Annotated in this window: 28 protein-coding genes; 20 read left to right on the forward strand and 8 right to left on the reverse strand. The window is 63.1% G+C overall.

The features are described from left to right. The first annotated feature begins 157 nt into the window (after positions 1–157). Positions 158–418, forward strand: a complete 261-nt coding sequence (locus ACSSV4_RS13165) for a hypothetical protein (RefSeq protein WP_454275583.1) — start codon at positions 158–160, stop codon at positions 416–418. Between the two features lie 94 nt (positions 419–512). On the opposite strand, the gene ACSSV4_RS13170 is transcribed toward ACSSV4_RS13165, so the two are convergent. Further along, entirely contained in the window at positions 513–860 is a 348-nt protein-coding gene (locus tag ACSSV4_RS13170; RefSeq protein WP_454275584.1) for a phasin family protein, read from the reverse strand. Positions 861–1,196: 336 nt separating this feature from the next. Here ACSSV4_RS13170 and rplB point away from each other — a divergent pair, with 336 nt between their 5' ends. The 19 genes from rplB to ACSSV4_RS13265 all read left to right on the forward strand — a co-directional run bounded on the left by rplB (position 1,197) and on the right by ACSSV4_RS13265 (position 10,152). Next, the gene (rplB, locus tag ACSSV4_RS13175; RefSeq protein WP_454275585.1) at positions 1,197–2,039 is read left to right on the forward strand and encodes a 50S ribosomal protein L2; all 843 of its coding nucleotides are present in this window, start codon (positions 1,197–1,199) and stop codon (positions 2,037–2,039) included. A 3-nt stretch (positions 2,040–2,042) separates the two neighbouring features. Next, the gene (gene rpsS, locus ACSSV4_RS13180; protein ID WP_454275586.1) at positions 2,043–2,321 is read left to right on the forward strand and encodes a 30S ribosomal protein S19; all 279 of its coding nucleotides are present in this window, start codon (positions 2,043–2,045) and stop codon (positions 2,319–2,321) included. A gap of 3 nt (positions 2,322–2,324) precedes the next feature. After that, positions 2,325–2,705: a 50S ribosomal protein L22 gene (gene rplV / locus ACSSV4_RS13185; protein WP_080457198.1), complete on the forward strand. Its 381-nt coding sequence runs from the start codon at positions 2,325–2,327 to the stop codon at positions 2,703–2,705. Next, the gene (rpsC, locus tag ACSSV4_RS13190; RefSeq protein WP_454275587.1) at positions 2,705–3,412 is read left to right on the forward strand and encodes a 30S ribosomal protein S3; all 708 of its coding nucleotides are present in this window, start codon (positions 2,705–2,707) and stop codon (positions 3,410–3,412) included. The genes rplV and rpsC overlap by 1 nt, the downstream gene beginning before the upstream one ends. A 13-nt stretch (positions 3,413–3,425) precedes the next feature. Then, positions 3,426–3,839: a 50S ribosomal protein L16 gene (gene rplP / locus ACSSV4_RS13195; protein ID WP_454275588.1), complete on the forward strand. Its 414-nt coding sequence runs from the start codon at positions 3,426–3,428 to the stop codon at positions 3,837–3,839. A gap of 95 nt (positions 3,840–3,934) precedes the next feature. Then, positions 3,935–4,555 carry a 2OG-Fe(II) oxygenase family protein gene (locus ACSSV4_RS13200; RefSeq protein WP_454275589.1) on the forward strand — a complete coding sequence of 207 codons (621 nt, stop codon included), beginning with the start codon at positions 3,935–3,937 and terminating at the stop codon, positions 4,553–4,555. 212 nt (positions 4,556–4,767) lie between these two features. After that, the gene (locus ACSSV4_RS13205; RefSeq protein ID WP_050663332.1) at positions 4,768–4,974 is read left to right on the forward strand and encodes a cold-shock protein; all 207 of its coding nucleotides are present in this window, start codon (positions 4,768–4,770) and stop codon (positions 4,972–4,974) included. 262 nt (positions 4,975–5,236) lie between these two features. After that, positions 5,237–5,437: a 50S ribosomal protein L29 gene (gene rpmC / locus ACSSV4_RS13210; protein WP_080457192.1), complete on the forward strand. Its 201-nt coding sequence runs from the start codon at positions 5,237–5,239 to the stop codon at positions 5,435–5,437. A gap of 12 nt (positions 5,438–5,449) precedes the next feature. Next, a complete protein-coding gene (gene rpsQ / locus ACSSV4_RS13215; RefSeq protein WP_454275590.1) occupies positions 5,450–5,680 on the forward strand; it encodes a 30S ribosomal protein S17 in 231 nt (76 codons plus the stop codon). A gap of 78 nt (positions 5,681–5,758) precedes the next feature. Continuing rightward, on the forward strand, positions 5,759–6,127 hold the full coding sequence (gene rplN / locus ACSSV4_RS13220; protein ID WP_050663329.1) for a 50S ribosomal protein L14: 369 nt from the start codon (positions 5,759–5,761) through the stop codon (positions 6,125–6,127). A 1-nt stretch (position 6,128) separates the two neighbouring features. Further along, positions 6,129–6,440: a 50S ribosomal protein L24 gene (gene rplX / locus ACSSV4_RS13225; RefSeq protein WP_454275591.1), complete on the forward strand. Its 312-nt coding sequence runs from the start codon at positions 6,129–6,131 to the stop codon at positions 6,438–6,440. After that, positions 6,433–6,996 carry a 50S ribosomal protein L5 gene (gene rplE / locus ACSSV4_RS13230; RefSeq protein ID WP_454275592.1) on the forward strand — a complete coding sequence of 188 codons (564 nt, stop codon included), beginning with the start codon at positions 6,433–6,435 and terminating at the stop codon, positions 6,994–6,996. Before rplX ends, rplE begins: the two co-directional genes overlap by 8 nt. Positions 6,997–7,015: 19 nt before the next feature. Then, on the forward strand, positions 7,016–7,321 hold the full coding sequence (gene rpsN / locus ACSSV4_RS13235) for a 30S ribosomal protein S14 (protein ID WP_080457189.1): 306 nt from the start codon (positions 7,016–7,018) through the stop codon (positions 7,319–7,321). A gap of 13 nt (positions 7,322–7,334) precedes the next feature. After that, positions 7,335–7,727, forward strand: a complete 393-nt coding sequence (gene rpsH, locus ACSSV4_RS13240; protein WP_454275593.1) for a 30S ribosomal protein S8 — start codon at positions 7,335–7,337, stop codon at positions 7,725–7,727. 12 nt (positions 7,728–7,739) lie between these two features. After that, positions 7,740–8,273: a 50S ribosomal protein L6 gene (rplF, locus tag ACSSV4_RS13245; RefSeq protein WP_454275594.1), complete on the forward strand. Its 534-nt coding sequence runs from the start codon at positions 7,740–7,742 to the stop codon at positions 8,271–8,273. Between the two features lie 11 nt (positions 8,274–8,284). After that, positions 8,285–8,644: a 50S ribosomal protein L18 gene (rplR, locus tag ACSSV4_RS13250; RefSeq protein WP_050663323.1), complete on the forward strand. Its 360-nt coding sequence runs from the start codon at positions 8,285–8,287 to the stop codon at positions 8,642–8,644. A gap of 108 nt (positions 8,645–8,752) precedes the next feature. Continuing rightward, positions 8,753–9,322, forward strand: coding sequence for a 30S ribosomal protein S5 (rpsE, locus tag ACSSV4_RS13255; protein ID WP_454275595.1), 570 nt, complete (start codon positions 8,753–8,755; stop codon positions 9,320–9,322). A gap of 12 nt (positions 9,323–9,334) precedes the next feature. After that, positions 9,335–9,523, forward strand: coding sequence for a 50S ribosomal protein L30 (rpmD, locus tag ACSSV4_RS13260; RefSeq protein ID WP_454275596.1), 189 nt, complete (start codon positions 9,335–9,337; stop codon positions 9,521–9,523). A 191-nt stretch (positions 9,524–9,714) separates the two neighbouring features. Next, positions 9,715–10,152 (forward strand): GFA family protein, encoded by a 438-nt coding sequence (locus tag ACSSV4_RS13265; RefSeq protein ID WP_454275597.1) that lies wholly within the window; start codon positions 9,715–9,717, stop codon positions 10,150–10,152. 19 nt (positions 10,153–10,171) lie between these two features. On the opposite strand, the gene ACSSV4_RS13270 is transcribed toward ACSSV4_RS13265, so the two are convergent. The 7 genes from ACSSV4_RS13270 to ACSSV4_RS13300 all read right to left on the reverse strand — a co-directional run bounded on the left by ACSSV4_RS13270 (position 10,172) and on the right by ACSSV4_RS13300 (position 15,415). Then, the gene (locus ACSSV4_RS13270) at positions 10,172–10,894 is read right to left on the reverse strand and encodes a vWA domain-containing protein (RefSeq protein WP_454275598.1); all 723 of its coding nucleotides are present in this window, start codon (positions 10,892–10,894) and stop codon (positions 10,172–10,174) included. A 147-nt stretch (positions 10,895–11,041) separates the two neighbouring features. Next, positions 11,042–11,668, reverse strand: a complete 627-nt coding sequence (gene ureG, locus ACSSV4_RS13275; protein ID WP_454275599.1) for an urease accessory protein UreG — start codon at positions 11,666–11,668, stop codon at positions 11,042–11,044. Beyond that, complete coding sequence (locus ACSSV4_RS13280; protein WP_454275600.1) at positions 11,665–12,297, reverse strand: urease accessory protein UreF; 633 nt, start codon at positions 12,295–12,297, stop codon at positions 11,665–11,667. Before ACSSV4_RS13280 ends, ureG begins: the two co-directional genes overlap by 4 nt. Next, positions 12,297–12,812: an urease accessory protein UreE gene (locus ACSSV4_RS13285; RefSeq protein WP_454275601.1), complete on the reverse strand. Its 516-nt coding sequence runs from the start codon at positions 12,810–12,812 to the stop codon at positions 12,297–12,299. The genes ACSSV4_RS13280 and ACSSV4_RS13285 overlap by 1 nt, the downstream gene beginning before the upstream one ends. 11 nt (positions 12,813–12,823) lie before the next feature. Beyond that, positions 12,824–14,530 (reverse strand): urease subunit alpha, encoded by a 1,707-nt coding sequence (gene ureC, locus ACSSV4_RS13290; RefSeq protein ID WP_454275602.1) that lies wholly within the window; start codon positions 14,528–14,530, stop codon positions 12,824–12,826. A gap of 2 nt (positions 14,531–14,532) precedes the next feature. Further along, positions 14,533–14,838: an urease subunit beta gene (locus ACSSV4_RS13295; RefSeq protein ID WP_454275603.1), complete on the reverse strand. Its 306-nt coding sequence runs from the start codon at positions 14,836–14,838 to the stop codon at positions 14,533–14,535. A gap of 10 nt (positions 14,839–14,848) precedes the next feature. Then, entirely contained in the window at positions 14,849–15,415 is a 567-nt protein-coding gene (locus tag ACSSV4_RS13300) for a HupE/UreJ family protein (protein WP_454275604.1), read from the reverse strand. Positions 15,416–15,425 lie beyond the last annotated feature (10 nt).

Consider the following 15,425-nt stretch of genomic DNA (forward strand, 5'->3'; position numbering starts at 1 on the left):
AAACCCGACCCGGCGTCCGCAGTCGCAAAGAGCCACCTTCAAACCGTGGGGGAAGAATAACGTCCTTCAAGGCTGACTTCTTCAGCAGCCTGTTAAGGCTCAAGATTGGTTCAGTTTTACTAAAGCAACAGCACTCAGAATCGGAGTTATTGTGTTGATGATTTTTCTTGTGCAGATTTTGGTTAACCTTTTTCGTTATAATACAAGATTGGCTGCATTTTATAATGCAAGGGCCGATGTGCTCGAGCTAGCCTTTGTGGAAGGTATTAACATGAATGTCGGAGAGTTGGCCGAGTTCATTCGTGTGATGTCGCCAGACAATCTCGACTTTGGAAAATCGGTTCGGTCCCCGGTCGAAGAAGCAGTTGAAATTAGTAGAAATTTAGCATCGACAGCAAAAGCCCCTTTCCCGCGTTAAAAAGGTGCTGTGAACCGCGATAAAGCGCGTCCAATTCAATACTTTCTGAGGATCGCTATATTTGTCACTGAATGAGATTTCGGTCGAAGGTCAGTCAAATCGGGATATCGTCATACCCCCGCTTGGTGCCGGTCGTGGCGTCCTTGACCGCGTCGCCCGTGGCCTCGGTCATGATGTCAAACACCCGCTGCGCCTCGGAGGTGTATTGCTCGACCGCGCGGCGGAAGAATTCCGATTGCAGTTGCACCAGATCGGCCGGGCTCTGGCAGCGCAGCATGGCCCTTTGGGTCTCGAGATCGTTTTGCAGGCGCTCGGAGACGAAGCGGGTGCTCTCGGCCATGATGTCGAGCCACATCCGGGCGGCAGGGTTCCCGGCGGCCATGGCCGCGGTGAGGGCCGTGGTGTCTGGCTTGGCGGTGGTTTTCTTTGCGGATTTGGTCATGGTGGTCTCCCTTGTCCGGACGGATCATGCGCCATTGCGGGCGGCGCATCCCATCGGGTATGTGCTATTGAACGACCGGATTTTAATCCCGTCGGGCCGGGCTGGCCTTGATCTGTGTCTAATGGCGCGATTATGTGCTCACCCCCTTGACCGGGCACGGACACTCCCCTATCAGACCCCATCCGCAAGGCCCCGGATTCGTCCGGGGCTTCGCTGTTGTTCGCAAGGGCAACGAAGAGCCGGGCACCTTCGGGGGCCTAAATCCAAGGTGGGATACAAACCCACCCTACATAGCGGGCCTTCGGGCACGCGTTTGCTAAACGGAAGACAGAAAGCATGGCACTCAAGTCGTATAAGCCGACGACGCCGGGCCAGCGTGGGCTGGTGCTGATCGACCGTTCGGAGCTGTGGAAAGGACGTCCGGTCAAATCCCTCACTGAGGGTTTGACCAAGCATGGCGGCCGGAACAATACCGGACGGATCACGATGCGTCGCAAGGGCGGCGGGGCGAAACGCCTCTACCGCATCGTCGATTTCAAGCGCACCAAACTCGACATCTCGGCAGTCGTGGAACGGATCGAATATGACCCGAACCGCACCGCGTTCATCGCGCTGATCAAGTATGCAGATGGCGAACAGGCCTATATCCTGGCGCCGCAGCGTCTGGCTGTCGGCGACAAGGTGATCGCCTCGGCCAAGGCCGATATCAAGCCGGGCAACGCGATGCCGTTCTCGGGCATGCCGATCGGCACGATCGTTCACAACATCGAGCTCAAGGCCGGCAAGGGCGGGCAGATCGCACGCGCCGCTGGCACCTATGCGCAATTCGTCGGCCGCGATGGCGGCTATGCGCAGATCCGCCTCAGCTCGGGCGAGCTGCGTCTCGTGCGTCAGGAATGCATGGCCACCGTCGGTGCCGTCAGCAACCCCGACAACAGCAACCAGAATTACGGGAAAGCGGGCCGCATGCGCCACAAGGGCATCCGCCCGTCGGTGCGTGGTGTCGTGATGAACCCGATCGACCACCCCCATGGTGGTGGTGAGGGCCGGACCTCGGGTGGTCGTCACCCGGTCACGCCCTGGGGCAAGCCCACCAAGGGCGCGCGCACCCGCAACAAGAACAAGGCGTCGCAGAAGCTTATCCTGCGCTCGCGTCACGCCAAGAAGAAGGGCCGCTAACACATGGCACGTTCTGTATGGAAAGGCCCCTTCGTCGATGCCTATGTCTTGAAAAAGGCAGAGGCAACGCGCGAGTCGGGGCGCAACGAAGTGATCAAGATCTGGTCGCGCCGCTCGACGATCCTGCCGCAATTTGTCGGCCTGACGTTCGGCGTCTACAATGGCCACAAGCACATTCCGGTGAATGTGAGCGAAGACATGATCGGCCAGAAATTCGGTGAATACTCGCCGACCCGCACCTATTACGGGCATGCGGCGGACAAGAAAGCGAAGAGGAAATAAGCCATGGGCAAGGATAAGAATCCCCGCCGCGTGGCGGATAATGAGGCGATGGCCAAGCTGCGCATGCTGCGCACGAGCCCGCAGAAACTCAACCTCGTCGCCGCGATGATCCGGGGCAAGAAGGTGGATCGGGCGCTGACCGATCTGACCTTCTCGAACAAGCGGATCGCAGAGGACGTCAAGAAGTGCCTGCAATCGGCGATCGCCAATGCCGAGAACAACCACAATCTCGACGTGGACGAGTTGATCGTTGCCGAGGCCTATGTCGGCAAGAACCTTGTGATGAAGCGTGGCCGTCCGCGGGCACGTGGCCGGTTCGGGGCGCTGAAAAAGCCGTTCTCGGAGCTGACAATCAAGGTGCGTGAAATTGAGGAGCAAGCCTAATGGGTAACAAAGTCAATCCGATTGGCATGCGCCTGCAGGTGAACCGCACCTGGGACAGCCGCTGGTATGCCGACACCAAGGATTACGGCAACCTTTTGCTTGAGGATCTCGCCATGCGCGAGTTCATCAATACCGAGTGCAAGCAGGCCGGCATCAGCCGTGTGATCATCGAGCGTCCGCACAAGAAGTGCCGCGTCACGATCCACACCGCGCGCCCGGGCGTGATCATCGGCAAGAAAGGCGCGGATATCGAGACGCTGCGCAAGAAGCTGGCGAAGATGACCGACAGCGAGCTGCATCTCAACATCGTCGAGGTGCGCAAGCCCGAGCTCGATGCCGCCCTGGTGGGCGACAGCATCGCGCAGCAGCTTGAGCGTCGTGTGTCCTTCCGTCGTGCGATGAAGCGCGCCGTGCAGAACGCCATGCGCATGGGGGCCCTGGGGATCCGGGTCAACGTCGCGGGCCGTCTTGGCGGCGCCGAGATCGCCCGAACCGAATGGTATCGCGAGGGGCGTGTGCCGCTGCACACGCTGCGCGCCGATATCGACTATGCCAATGTCGAGGCGACGACCGCCTATGGCATCATCGGCATCAAGGTCTGGATCTTCAAGGGTGAGATCATGGAGCACGATCCCGGTGCGCGTGATCGCAAGGCCCAGGAACTCCAGGATGGTCCCGCGCCCCGTGGCGCCGGCGGCCGCCGTTAAGGAGGAATGACAGATGCTACAACCAAAGCGCACGAAATTCCGCAAGCAGTTCAAGGGCCGGATCAAGGGCGAGGCCAAGGGCGGCTCTGACCTGAACTTTGGCTCCTTCGGTCTCAAGGCGACGGAACCCGAGCGTGTCACCGCGCGCCAGATCGAGGCGGCACGCCGTGCCATGACGCGTCACATGAAGCGTCAGGGCCGCGTCTGGATCCGGATCTTCCCGGATGTTCCGGTGACGGCAAAGCCGATCGAGGTCCGCATGGGCAAGGGCAAGGGCTCGGTGGACCGGTGGGTCTGCAAGGTCAAGCCCGGCCGCGTTATGTTCGAGATCGACGGCGTCGGCGAAGCGGTCGCGATGGAGGCCCTGCGCCTCGCCGCAATGAAGTTGCCGGTCAAGACCCGGGTCGTGGTCCGCGAGGACTGGTAAGGGCGGTGGGGTGTAACCCCACCCTACGGTTTGCCCCCGTGCGAGCCATCGCGCGGGGGCTTTCGTTTGGCGCGAGGCTGCGCTAGGAACACGGCATGCCCCAGATCAGCTCTCTCTTCGTGACCCGCCTCTACCGTGCCGCCCTCAGCGAACACGGCCCCGCCATCGATGCCAGGGAGTTGGAGGCGTCGTGCTATTCCATCGCCGAGGATGACGAGGCGGGGCAGGCGTGGTGCGAGACCGAAGGCTATCCCGGCTACACCTCCTATGCCTCGCTGACCGATCTGCCGTGGCGGTTTCCGATCTTTGCGGATCTGGTCACGGCGCTGAATGCGCATGTCGGGGCGTTTGCCGAGGATCTCGAGTTTGATCTCGACGGGCGCGCGCTCAAGCTGGAGGATATCTGGATCAACATCCTGCCCGAGGGCGGCAGCCATGGCAGCCACATCCACCCGCATTCCGTGATCTCCGGCACCACCTACGTGGCGATGCCCGAGGATGCCAGCGCCCTCAAGCTGGAAGATCCGCGCTCTGCCCGGATGATGGCCGCGCCCGCCCGCCGCAAGCAGGCGCGCGAGGATCTTAAGACCTTTGTCTATGCCAGGCCGCAGGTGGGCGATGTGCTGCTCTGGGAATCATGGCTGCGCCACGAGGTGCCGATGAACATGTCGGAAGACGACCGGATCAGCGTCAGCTTCAACTATTCCTGGGCCTGAAACCGCCAAAAGGGGGCGAAAAGGGGCCGGAAAATCGGCGGATATCGAACTTGCCCCTTGCAAAATGCCGTGAAAGCGCGCATGTACTCCGTGCTAACGTTATTCTTTTTCGATACCTGTCTCCTCTAAACCGGCGGTCAGTTTCTCGATCCAGACCGACCACGCCGCGACTGCCGCACTAAAGCGGGCAGCACCACACCAGGAGACTACCCATGGCCAATGGCACCGTAAAATGGTTCAATTCCACTAAAGGCTTCGGCTTTATCGCACCCGACAATGGCGGCAAGGACGTTTTCGTCCACATCAGCGCCGTCGAGCGCGCAGGCCTCACCGGCTTGGCCGATGACCAGAAAGTGACCTTCGACATCGAATCCGGCCGTGACGGCCGCGAGAGCGCGTCGAACCTGCAGCTCGCATAAGCGATCTGATCCGAATTATGAAGCGGCCTCGGGGTGACCCGGGGCCGTTTCTTTTGCCATGGTGCCGAGGCGTGGCAGGGGCGGGCCGGACGATTTCCCAAACTCCCCCTTGCCCTATGCGGCTGCCTCCCTTATAGAGCGCCAATCCGCGACCCGTGGGCCTGCCTGGGGATTCGCGTGTCTTGCAAGTCATCCACCGGGTTTCGGGTGACCCTGAACCAACCGTCAGGGGCCGTCCGGTGTATTGAGAAAGGAAAAGGCGATGAACGCCAAGGAACTGCGTGACAAGACCCCGGACCAGCTCCGGGAGGACCTCACCACCCTGAAGAAGCAGCAGTTCAACCTGCGCTTTCAGGCGGCCACCGGCCAGCTTGAGAACCCCGCTCAGATGCGCAAGGCCCGCCGCGACGCGGCGCGCGTCAAGACCATTCTGAACGAAAAAGCCCAAGCGGCCGCAGAGTAAGGAGCCCCTGAGATGCCCAAACGTATTCTTCAAGGTGTCGTGACCTCTGACGCCAACGCCCAGACGGTGACCGTATCGGTCGAGCGCCGCTTCAAGCACCCGGTCCTTCAGAAGACCATCCGTAAGTCCAAGAAGTACCGGGCTCACGATGAGACCAACGCCTACAAGGTCGGCGATGCCGTTCGGATCATCGAATGCGCGCCGAAGTCGAAAACGAAACGTTGGGAGGTGCTGAAGGCGTAAGCCTGCACCGCCTTTCGGCATTATCGAAACCCTGGGGACACGGCATTGCATCGCCCCCCATAGGTCGGGAGAAACCAAATGATCCAGATGCAGACCAATCTGGATGTTGCTGACAACTCCGGCGCACGCCGAGTTCAGTGCATCAAGGTTCTGGGTGGTTCCAAGCGTAAATACGCATCCGTGGGCGACATCATCGTCGTCTCGGTCAAGGAAGCCATTCCGCGCGGTCGCGTGAAGAAGGGCGACGTCCGCAAGGCCGTCGTCGTGCGCACCGCCAAGGAGGTCCGTCGCGAGGACGGCACCGCCATCAAGTTCGACCGTAACGCCGCCGTCATCCTGAACAATGCGGGCGAGCCTGTCGGCACCCGTATCTTCGGGCCGGTCGTGCGCGAATTGCGCTCCAAGAACTTCATGAAAATCATCTCGCTCGCCCCGGAGGTGCTGTAAGATGGCTGCCAAACTTAAAAAAGGCGACAGCGTGATCGTTCTGGCCGGCAAGGACAAGGGCCAGAAGGGCACGATCACCAGCGTTGATCCGAAATCCGGCAAGGCCGTGGTCGAGGGCGTCAACATGGCGATCCGCCATACCCGTCAGAGCCAGACCAGCCAGGGCGGCCGCATCCCCAAGGCGATGCCGATCGACCTGAGCAACCTGGCCATTGTCGACAAGAACGGCAAACCGACCCGCGTCGGCTTCAAGATCGAAGGCGACAAGAAGGTCCGTTTTGCCAAGACCACGGGGGACGTGATCGATGCTTGATACAGCAACCTATACCCCGCGTCTGCGCACGCAGTTCCGTGAGGTGATCAAGCCCGCTCTGAAGGAAGAGTTCGGCTATACCAACGACATGCAGATCCCGCGTCTGGACAAGATCGTCCTGAACATCGGCTGCGGCGCCGAGGCTGTGCGCGACTCCAAGAAGGCGAAATCGGCTCAGGACGACCTGAGCGCCATCGCCGGTCAGCGCGCCGTCGTCACCAAGGCCCGCAACTCGATCGCCGGGTTCCGGGTACGCGAGGACATGCCCTTGGGGGCCAAGGTCACGCTGCGCGGCGACCGCATGTATGATTTCCTCGATCGCCTGATCACCATCGCCATGCCCCGTATCCGCGACTTCCGCGGCGTGCCAGGCAAGTCGTTCGATGGGCGTGGCAACTATGCCATGGGCATCAAGGAACACATCGTTTTCCCCGAAATCAACTTCGACAAGGTCGACGAAGTCTGGGGTATGGACATCATCATCACAACCACGGCGAAGACCGACGCTGAAGCCAAGGCGCTGTTGAAGCTTTTCAACATGCCCTTCAACAGCTGAGCCGGGGGAGGATAGATACATGGCTAAGAAAGCAATGATCGAGCGCGAGAAGAAGCGCCAGAAGCTGGTGGACCGTTTCGCCAAGAAACGCGCTGCCCTGAAAGCGGTCATCAACGATCAGGACAAGCCGATGGAAGAGCGGTTCCGCGCCTCCCTCGCGCTTGCGCAACTGCCGCGCAACAGCTCGGCGACCCGGCTGCACAACCGCTGCCAGCTGACCGGTCGTCCGCATGCGTATTACCGCAAACTCAAGATTTCCCGTATCGCGCTGCGCGATCTGGGCTCTGCCGGGCAACTGCCCGGCGTCGTGAAATCGAGCTGGTGAGGAGGGCAGAGATATGAACGATCCTATCGGCGACATGCTCACCCGTATCCGCAACAGCCAGATGCGCGGTAAGTCCACGGTTCTGACCCCGGCCTCGAAGATGCGCGTGCGCGTGCTCGACGTTCTGGCGGCAGAAGGCTATATCCGCGGCTACGAGCAGATCACGGGGGCCGATGGTCACCCGCAGATCGAAATCAGCCTGAAGTATTTCGAGGGCACCCCTGTCATTCGCGAAATGAAGCGGGTCTCCAAGCCCGGTCGTCGCGTCTATTTGGGCGTCAAGGACATTCCGCAGGTCCGTCAGGGCCTCGGCGTGTCGATTGTCTCCACCCCCAAGGGTGTGATGTCGGATGCAGCCGCGCGCGCAGCCAATGTTGGCGGCGAAGTGCTCTGCACGGTATTCTAAGGAGACCCGGACATGTCTCGTATCGGAAAACAACCCGTGGCTCTGCCGAATGGTGTCACCGCGACACTGTCGGGCCAGACCCTCGAAGTGAAGGGCCCGAAGGCCACCAAATCCTTCACCGCGACCGACGATGTGACCATCACCATCGAGGATGCTCAGATCACCGTCTTGCCGCGTGGCAAATCCAAGCGCGCCCGCCAGCAATGGGGCATGACCCGCACGGTCATCGCCAACCTGGTGCATGGTGCCAATGAAACCTTCAAGAAAGAACTGGAAATCCGTGGCGTGGGTTATCGCGCGCAGATGGCGGGCAACGTCCTCAAGCTGAACCTCGGTCTCAGCCATGACGTCGACTTCGCTGTTCCGGAAGGTGTGACTGTTACCGCGCCCAAGCCCACCGAACTGGTGGTCGAAGGCACGGACAAGCAGCTCGTCGGTCAGGTTGCGGCGAATATCCGCGACTGGCGGCGGCCCGAGCCCTACAAGGGCAAAGGGATCCGCTACAAGGACGAGTACATCTTCCAGAAGGAAGGCAAGAAGAAGTAAGGACGCGAGCTATGGCATACAGCAAAAGAAAACTGTTCCTCAAACGCCGCCTGCGCGTTCGGAACAAACTCCGCAAGGTCAATGCCGGGCGTCCGCGCCTGAGCGTTCACCGCTCCAACAAGAACATCAGCGTGCAGCTGATCGACGACGTCAACGGCGTGACGCTCGCCGCCGCCTCGACCCTCGAAAAGGATCTGGGACTGGTGGGCAAGTGCAACCTCGAGGCCGCCACCAAGATCGGCGCCACGATTGCAGAACGCGCCAAGAAGGCGGGTGTCACCGAGGCCTATTTCGACCGGGGCGGGTTCCTGTTCCACGGTCGGGTCAAGGCCGTGGCCGACGCCGCGCGTGACGCCGGTCTGAAAATCTAAAGCGCAGGCGGCCCCCCTCGGGGCCGCCTCGATGATCCGGGAGCTTCGACTCACCTGGATTGAGCAATATCAGGCACCCCGCCGTGCCGCATGGAAAGGACGCCGAGAATGGCAAGAGATGACAACCGCCGCGGAGGTCGCGATCGCGACGAAGCGCCGGAATTCGCCGATCGCCTGGTTGCGATCAACCGGGTTTCGAAAACCGTAAAAGGGGGCAAGCGCTTCGGCTTTGCCGCTCTGGTCGTTGTTGGCGACCAAAAAGGCCGTGTCGGCTTTGGCAAAGGTAAAGCCAAGGAAGTCCCCGAGGCGATCCGCAAGGCCACCGAAGCCGCCAAGCGCGCGATGATCCGCGTGCCGCTGCGCGAGGGCCGGACGCTGCACCACGACATGGAAGGCCGTCATGGCGCGGGCAAGGTCGTGATGCGCACCGCCCCGCAGGGTACCGGTATCATTGCCGGTGGTCCGATGCGCGCCGTGTTCGAGATGCTGGGCGTTCAGGACGTGGTCGCCAAGTCGAACGGGTCGCAGAACCCCTATAACATGATCCGCGCCACGCTGAACGGTCTCCAGAAAGAGACCAGCCCGCGCATGGTCGCACAGCGCCGTGGCAAGAAGGTCGCCGACATCCTGAAACGGGGTGACGAAGCGCCGGCTACTGCCGATGCGGCAGAAGCGTAAGGAGACCGGAACATGGCAAAAACCATCGTCGTCAAGCAGATCGGCTCGCCGATCCGCCGCCCCGAAAAGCAGCGCCAGACCCTGATCGGGCTGGGACTGGGCAAGATGCACAAGACGCGAGAGCTGGAAGACACGCCCGCGGTGCGCGGCATGATCGCCAAGATCCCGCACATGGTGCAGATCGTCGAAGAAAAAGGCTGAAGGCAGGCATCGGGTTCACCCGCGCTGCCTTGCTTGAAATCGCCCCGGTCAGTGATGGCCGGGGCGATTTTCGTTACACTATCACGCGAGTCTTTTGTCTCTCTGCCGGGCGGGCAGGGGGCCGTGGTATTCTCTCTCTTGCGCCGGGTGGCGGGCTGCTTCCGGGCGCGCATTCCTTGAGGGAGGACCCCATGTCACATAAATATTCCGGCGGTTGCGATCACATCCACACGCATGCCGATCACGACCCGATCGACAATCACACTTGTCACTGTTCCGTCTGCAAGGGCGTCACCGGGCAGGACACCACCCATGTCGTGTTCTTCAAACATGGCGATGTGGCGGTGGACAACGAGACCGGTCTCAAGCGCCAGCCGTTCAACGCTAGCAATCCCGACGGCCCGCTTGAGCTGTGTACCTGTGGCACCTGCGGCGCGCCGATCATGCTCGACGACAAGCAGAGCCGCATCCGCGTCATCGTGCCCAACCTGATGGGTTATGAGGACCAGATTGCCCCGGCCCCCTATCACGCCTTCTACGATCCCGCGAGCGGCGTGCCGAAGCCGGATGACGGTCGCCCGGTCTACGAGGCGCTGCGCCCTGACTTCGAGTGGCCTGCGCCGTCGTAAACATTGCTGCCCCGGCGGATCAGACCGGCACTCGCGCGGTGATCCGCCGGGGCGCTTCGCCCACCACCAGACATCCAAGCGTGACGCGGAGCGCGTCTGCCAATTCGTCCACCGTTTCGGTCGAGACGAACAGCCCTCCGGTCGCATCGGCGAGGCATTTGGCCACGGTCTGGCCGTCATAGTCCCCGGCCTCGGGGCTGTTCCACGAGAACGGGTCATAGACCACGCGAAAGCCGATGACATGCACGGTAAGCCCCGGGGCGGTGTCGGCCAGATTCGCGCTGAGCGCGCAGGGCGTGCCGCCGCAGGTCTCGTTACCATCGGTCACCAGAACGACGATGCCATCCTCTCCCAGAACTTCGACGGCCGCCGCGACCGAGGCGGCGAGCGGGGTAAGGCCGCCGGGTGAAAGCGCTTCGATGCCCGCGATGACGGCGGGCCCCGCATCGGCGCGCGGGGCAAAGCGCAGGTCGATCCCTGAGCAGGCATGCGCCCCGCCGGGGCCGTAGGTCAGCAGGCCGACCCGGCGATAGGGGGCGATGTCCGGCATCGCGGCGCGCACCGCGCGGCGGGCGTCGACGATTCGGGTCGGCGCGGTTGCGTCATGCCCCACCTCGTCCATCGAGCCCGAGCCATCAAACACCAGCATCGCATCGCGCGCGCAGCCCGTGGCGGCCTGTGGCGCGGCACCGGGCAGTGTCGTCGTCAGGCCAAGGGCAAGGCAAAGGGTCAGGGTGCGCATTCCGGGTCTCCGAGGCTGACAGGGAGCAGCCTAACGCAGGCAGAGCGCTTGTCCAGACATGCAAGACCGTCCTGCGTCATCCCGGGGGCTGTGCACGGTCATCCGGCGCAAAACCTGCCATGCCGACAGCAGTCCACCGTGCCCGGTTCACGGCTTTCTCAATCCGCCCTCCCACTGGATGAACTGGATGATTTGATCGAGACCCTCGCCGTTACGCAGGTTGGCAAGCACATAGGGCCTCCGCCCCCGCGCCAGCGCCGTGTCGGCCTCAAGCTGCACCAGATCGACGCCCACATGCGGCGCGAGGTCGGTCTTGTTGACCACCAGCAGGTCGGATTTCGTGAGCCCCGGCCCGCGTTTGCGCGGGATGTCCTGCCCTGCGGCGGTGTCAATCACATAGATCGTCAGATCCGCCAGTTCCGGGCTGAAGGTGGCCGCAAGGTTGTCGCCGCCCGACTCGATCAGCACCAGGTCGAGATCGGGAAAGGCGGTGTTGAGGTCGGTCACGGCGGCCAGATTGATAGAGGCATCCTCGCGGATCGCGGTATGCGGGCAGCCCCCGGTTTCCACCCCCCGGATACGGTCGGCAGGCAGCACCTGCGCGCGCATGAGGTATTCTGCATCCTCACGGGTATAGATGTCGTTGGTGATCACCGCCATCGAACAGCGATGCGCCAGCGCCCGCGCCAGCCCCTCGGTCAGCGTGGTCTTGCCGGCACCGACCGGGCCACCAATACCCACCCGCAGCGGGCCGTTCATACGGGTGCCGCTCATGTCCTGAAAATCCTCACATCCATCCCCTCATGTTGCAGCGCCGCCAGGTCGCCCGCAAGGGCGCAGGTGCCAAGCGTGTCGAGCGGCGCGCAGGCGGCGCGATGTGCCAGATCATGGATCCGCGGCGCAAGGCGTGAGAGGACGGCTTGCCCCTCGGTCTGACCAAGCGGCACGTGGCGGATACCGATGGTGACGAGGTTCCCGGCAAAGCCTTGCAGGTAGAGCGCGATCACGTCCTCACGGGCCAGATCAAGCGGCGCCGCGGCCTCCCCCACCGCCACGGGCAGCATCCGGGGCGGCAGGGCGCGCCCGGTGAGGCCATTGACGGTGCGGGCGAACGCGGCACCCTGTTCCAACCCCTCTTGCAGCCGTTCGGCGCAGGGCGCGAGCGCGCGGGCCAGATCGTCAAGCGCGTCGCACCCGCCCTCCAGCGCGTGGCTGAGCAGCACCGCATCCTGCCAGCCCGCGCCATAGCGCAGGATATTCTCCAGCCACGCCGCGAGGCTGGCCGCGTCCCTCACCACCCCCGTCGCGATCTCATGCTCCAGCCCGTGCGAATAGGCGAACGCCCCGGTCGGAAATGCGGGGGAGAGCCATTGGGTGAGCGTGAGATGTGCGGGCGTGAGCATCAGGCGTGGCTGTGATGGGTATGGCCGTGATCGTGACCGCCGTGATCGTGCCCGCCGTGATCGTGCCCGCCGTGATCGTGACCCATGGTGCGGCCCTTGCCGTAGGCCCCGCCCTCGGGGCGGAAGGGGCCAGTCACCGGCGTCAACGCCGCGCCCAGATGCGCCAGCATCGCCTCGATCACATGGTCGCGGCGAATGCGCAGGCGATCCGCGCCGATCTGGCAGGGCGTGTGCCGGTTGCCGATATGCCAGGCCAGTCGCGCCAGGTCGCCGCGTACTTCAATGAGATCCTCCGGCGCTGCCTCCACCGCCACCGCCCGACCATCGTCGAGCGCGAAGCCCCAGTGATCATCCAGATTGGTCACCTCCGCCAGATCGACCAGAAAGGTCAGCCCGGCCTTGCCCACCAGTCGCTTGCGCCGCATCAGCCGCGCGTCATAGTCGAGCACGACCGTATCCGCGACTGCGTCGGGGGCGTGAGGCAATAGGCGGCGGGCGGTTGGCAGGTCGGTCATGTGCAGGCCCTTCAGAACAGGAAATAGCGTTGCGCGAGCGGCAACTCGGAGGCCGGCTCGCAGGTCAGCAATTCGCCATCTGCCCGCACCTCGTAGGTTTCGGGATGCACCTCGACCTCGGGTGTCAGATTATTGTGGATCATGTCGCGCTTGGCGATGGTGCGGGTGTTCGACACCGCCACCGTCGCCTTGGCCAGCCCAAGCGCCGCGCCGATCCCGTCGGCCTGCGCGGCGGCGCTGACGAAGAGCACCGAGGACCGTTCCAGCGACCGTCCATAGGCCCCGAACATCGGTCGCGAATGCACCGGCTGCGCGGGGATGGAGCCGTTCGGGTCGCCCATCTGCGCCAGCACGATGGTGCCGCCCATCAGCACCATCTCGGGTTTCGCGCCGAAAAACGCCGGGTTCCACAGCACCAGATCGGCGCGCTTGCCCGGCTCCACACTGCCGATATGGGCGCTCATCCCGTGCACGATGGCGGGGTTGATGGTGTATTTCGCGATATAGCGTTTGACGCGGGCATTGTCGTTGTCGCCGGTCTCTTCCGCCAGCCGCCCGCGCTGCTTGCGCATCTTGGAGGCCGTCTGCCATGTGCGGATGATCACCTCGCCCACGCGCCCCATCGCCTGACTGTCCGAGGCCATGACGGAAAACGCGCCCATGTCGTGCAGGATATCCTCGGCGGCGATGGTCTCCCGGCGGATACGGCTCTCGGCAAAGGCCACATCCTCGGGGATCGCCTTGTCGAGGTGGTGACAGACCATCAGCATGTCGAGATGCTCTTCGATGGTGTTGACGGTATAGGGCATCGTGGGGTTGGTCGAGGACGGCAGGATATGCTCATACCCCACCACCTTCATGATGTCAGGGGCGTGTCCGCCCCCCGCACCCTCGGTGTGAAAGGCGTGGATCGTGCGCCCCTTGATGGCGGCAAGCGTGTTTTCCACAAAGCCGCTTTCATTGAGCGTATCGGTGTGGATCATCACCTGCACGTCCATGTCATCGGCGACCGAGAGGCAACAGTCGATGGCACCCGGCGTTGTGCCCCAATCCTCGTGCAGCTTCATCGCGCAGGCCCCGGCGCGCACCTGCTCGATGAGCGCCTCGGGCAGGCTCGCATTGCCCTTGCCAGCGAGGCCGAAATTCATCGGAAAGGCATCCAGCGACTGCAGCATCCGCCCGATATGCCACGCCCCCGGCGTGCAGGTGGTGGCAAGCGTGCCATGCGCGGGCCCGGTGCCGCCGCCCAGCATGGTGGTGATGCCCGAATGCAGCGCGTCGTCGATCTGCTGCGGGCAGATGAAATGGATATGCGCGTCAAACCCGCCGGGGGTGAGGATGCGGCCCTCACCTGCGATTACCTCTGTCCCCGGCCCGATGATGATATCGACGCCGGATTGCGTGTCGGGATTGCCCGCCTTGCCGATGGCGGCAATCAACCCGTCGCGCAGCCCGACATCGGCCTTGGTGATGCCCTGATGATCGACGATCAGCGCATTGGTGATGACGGTATCCACCGCCCCGCCCGCGCGGGTGACCTGGGATTGCCCCATGCCGTCGCGGATCACCTTGCCACCCCCGAATTTCACCTCTTCGCCGTAGGTGGTCAGATCACGCTCCACCTCGATGATCAGATCGGTATCGCCAAGCCGCAGCCGGTCACCCGTGGTGGGGCCATACATGGCGGCATAGGCGGCGCGGGGGATGGAATATGCCATGTCTACAGGTCTCCCATAACTTGCCCGTTGAACCCGAACGCCCGCCGCGCGCCACCGTATGGGATCAACCGCACCTCGCGCCGCTGCCCCGGCTCAAACCGCACGGCGGTGCCTGCGGGAATATCCAGCCGTTGGCCGAGTGCCGCAGTTCGGTCGAAGGACAGCCCGGCATTGGCCTCGGCGAAATGGTAATGGCTGCCCACCTGCACCGGCCGGTCGCCGGTATTGGCGACCTCCAGCACGGTGACCGCGGCTCCTTCGTTCAGGGTGATCTCGCCATCGGCGGGAAAGAGTTCTCCGGGGATCATGATCTGCGCCTCATCCTGCGGCCACAAGCCACGCGCCGAGCGCCGCAACCAGCCCGCCGCCCCCGCGCGCCACGCTTTGCGAGCCAAGCCGTATGACAAGCAGCCCCAGAGCAAGGCCCGCAAGATGCAGACCCATTGTTGCTATGGCAAAGCCCGCGAAATAGTCCAACGCCGTCGCGGCCCCGATTTCGGCCCCATGGGCACCGCCGTGAAACAGACCGAATACCGACACGATACCGACTGCCCAAATCGCGGGCAGCCGCACGACGAGAGCCACCAGCAGCCCCAGGATCAGCACCGAGGCAAGGATCAGCGGCTCTACCGCCGGGAGGGTCAGCCCGAGCAGCGCGCCGCCAAATCCAACCGCCATCGCCGTGACGAAACCCACCGGCAACAGCCAGATCGCGCGCCCCGAAAGCACTGCGGCCCACAGCCCGACAGCGAGCATGGCAAGCCCATGATCGGCCCCGAAGAGCGGATGCGTCGCCCCGGCAGCGAAAGAGCCATGCGCCGCAGGATCGAGATGCGCAAAGGCCAGCGACGGTGTCAGCAGCAGAACAGCGAGGATGTAGCGCATTGGAAATATC

The organism is Roseovarius sp. MBR-154, assembly GCF_053628595.1.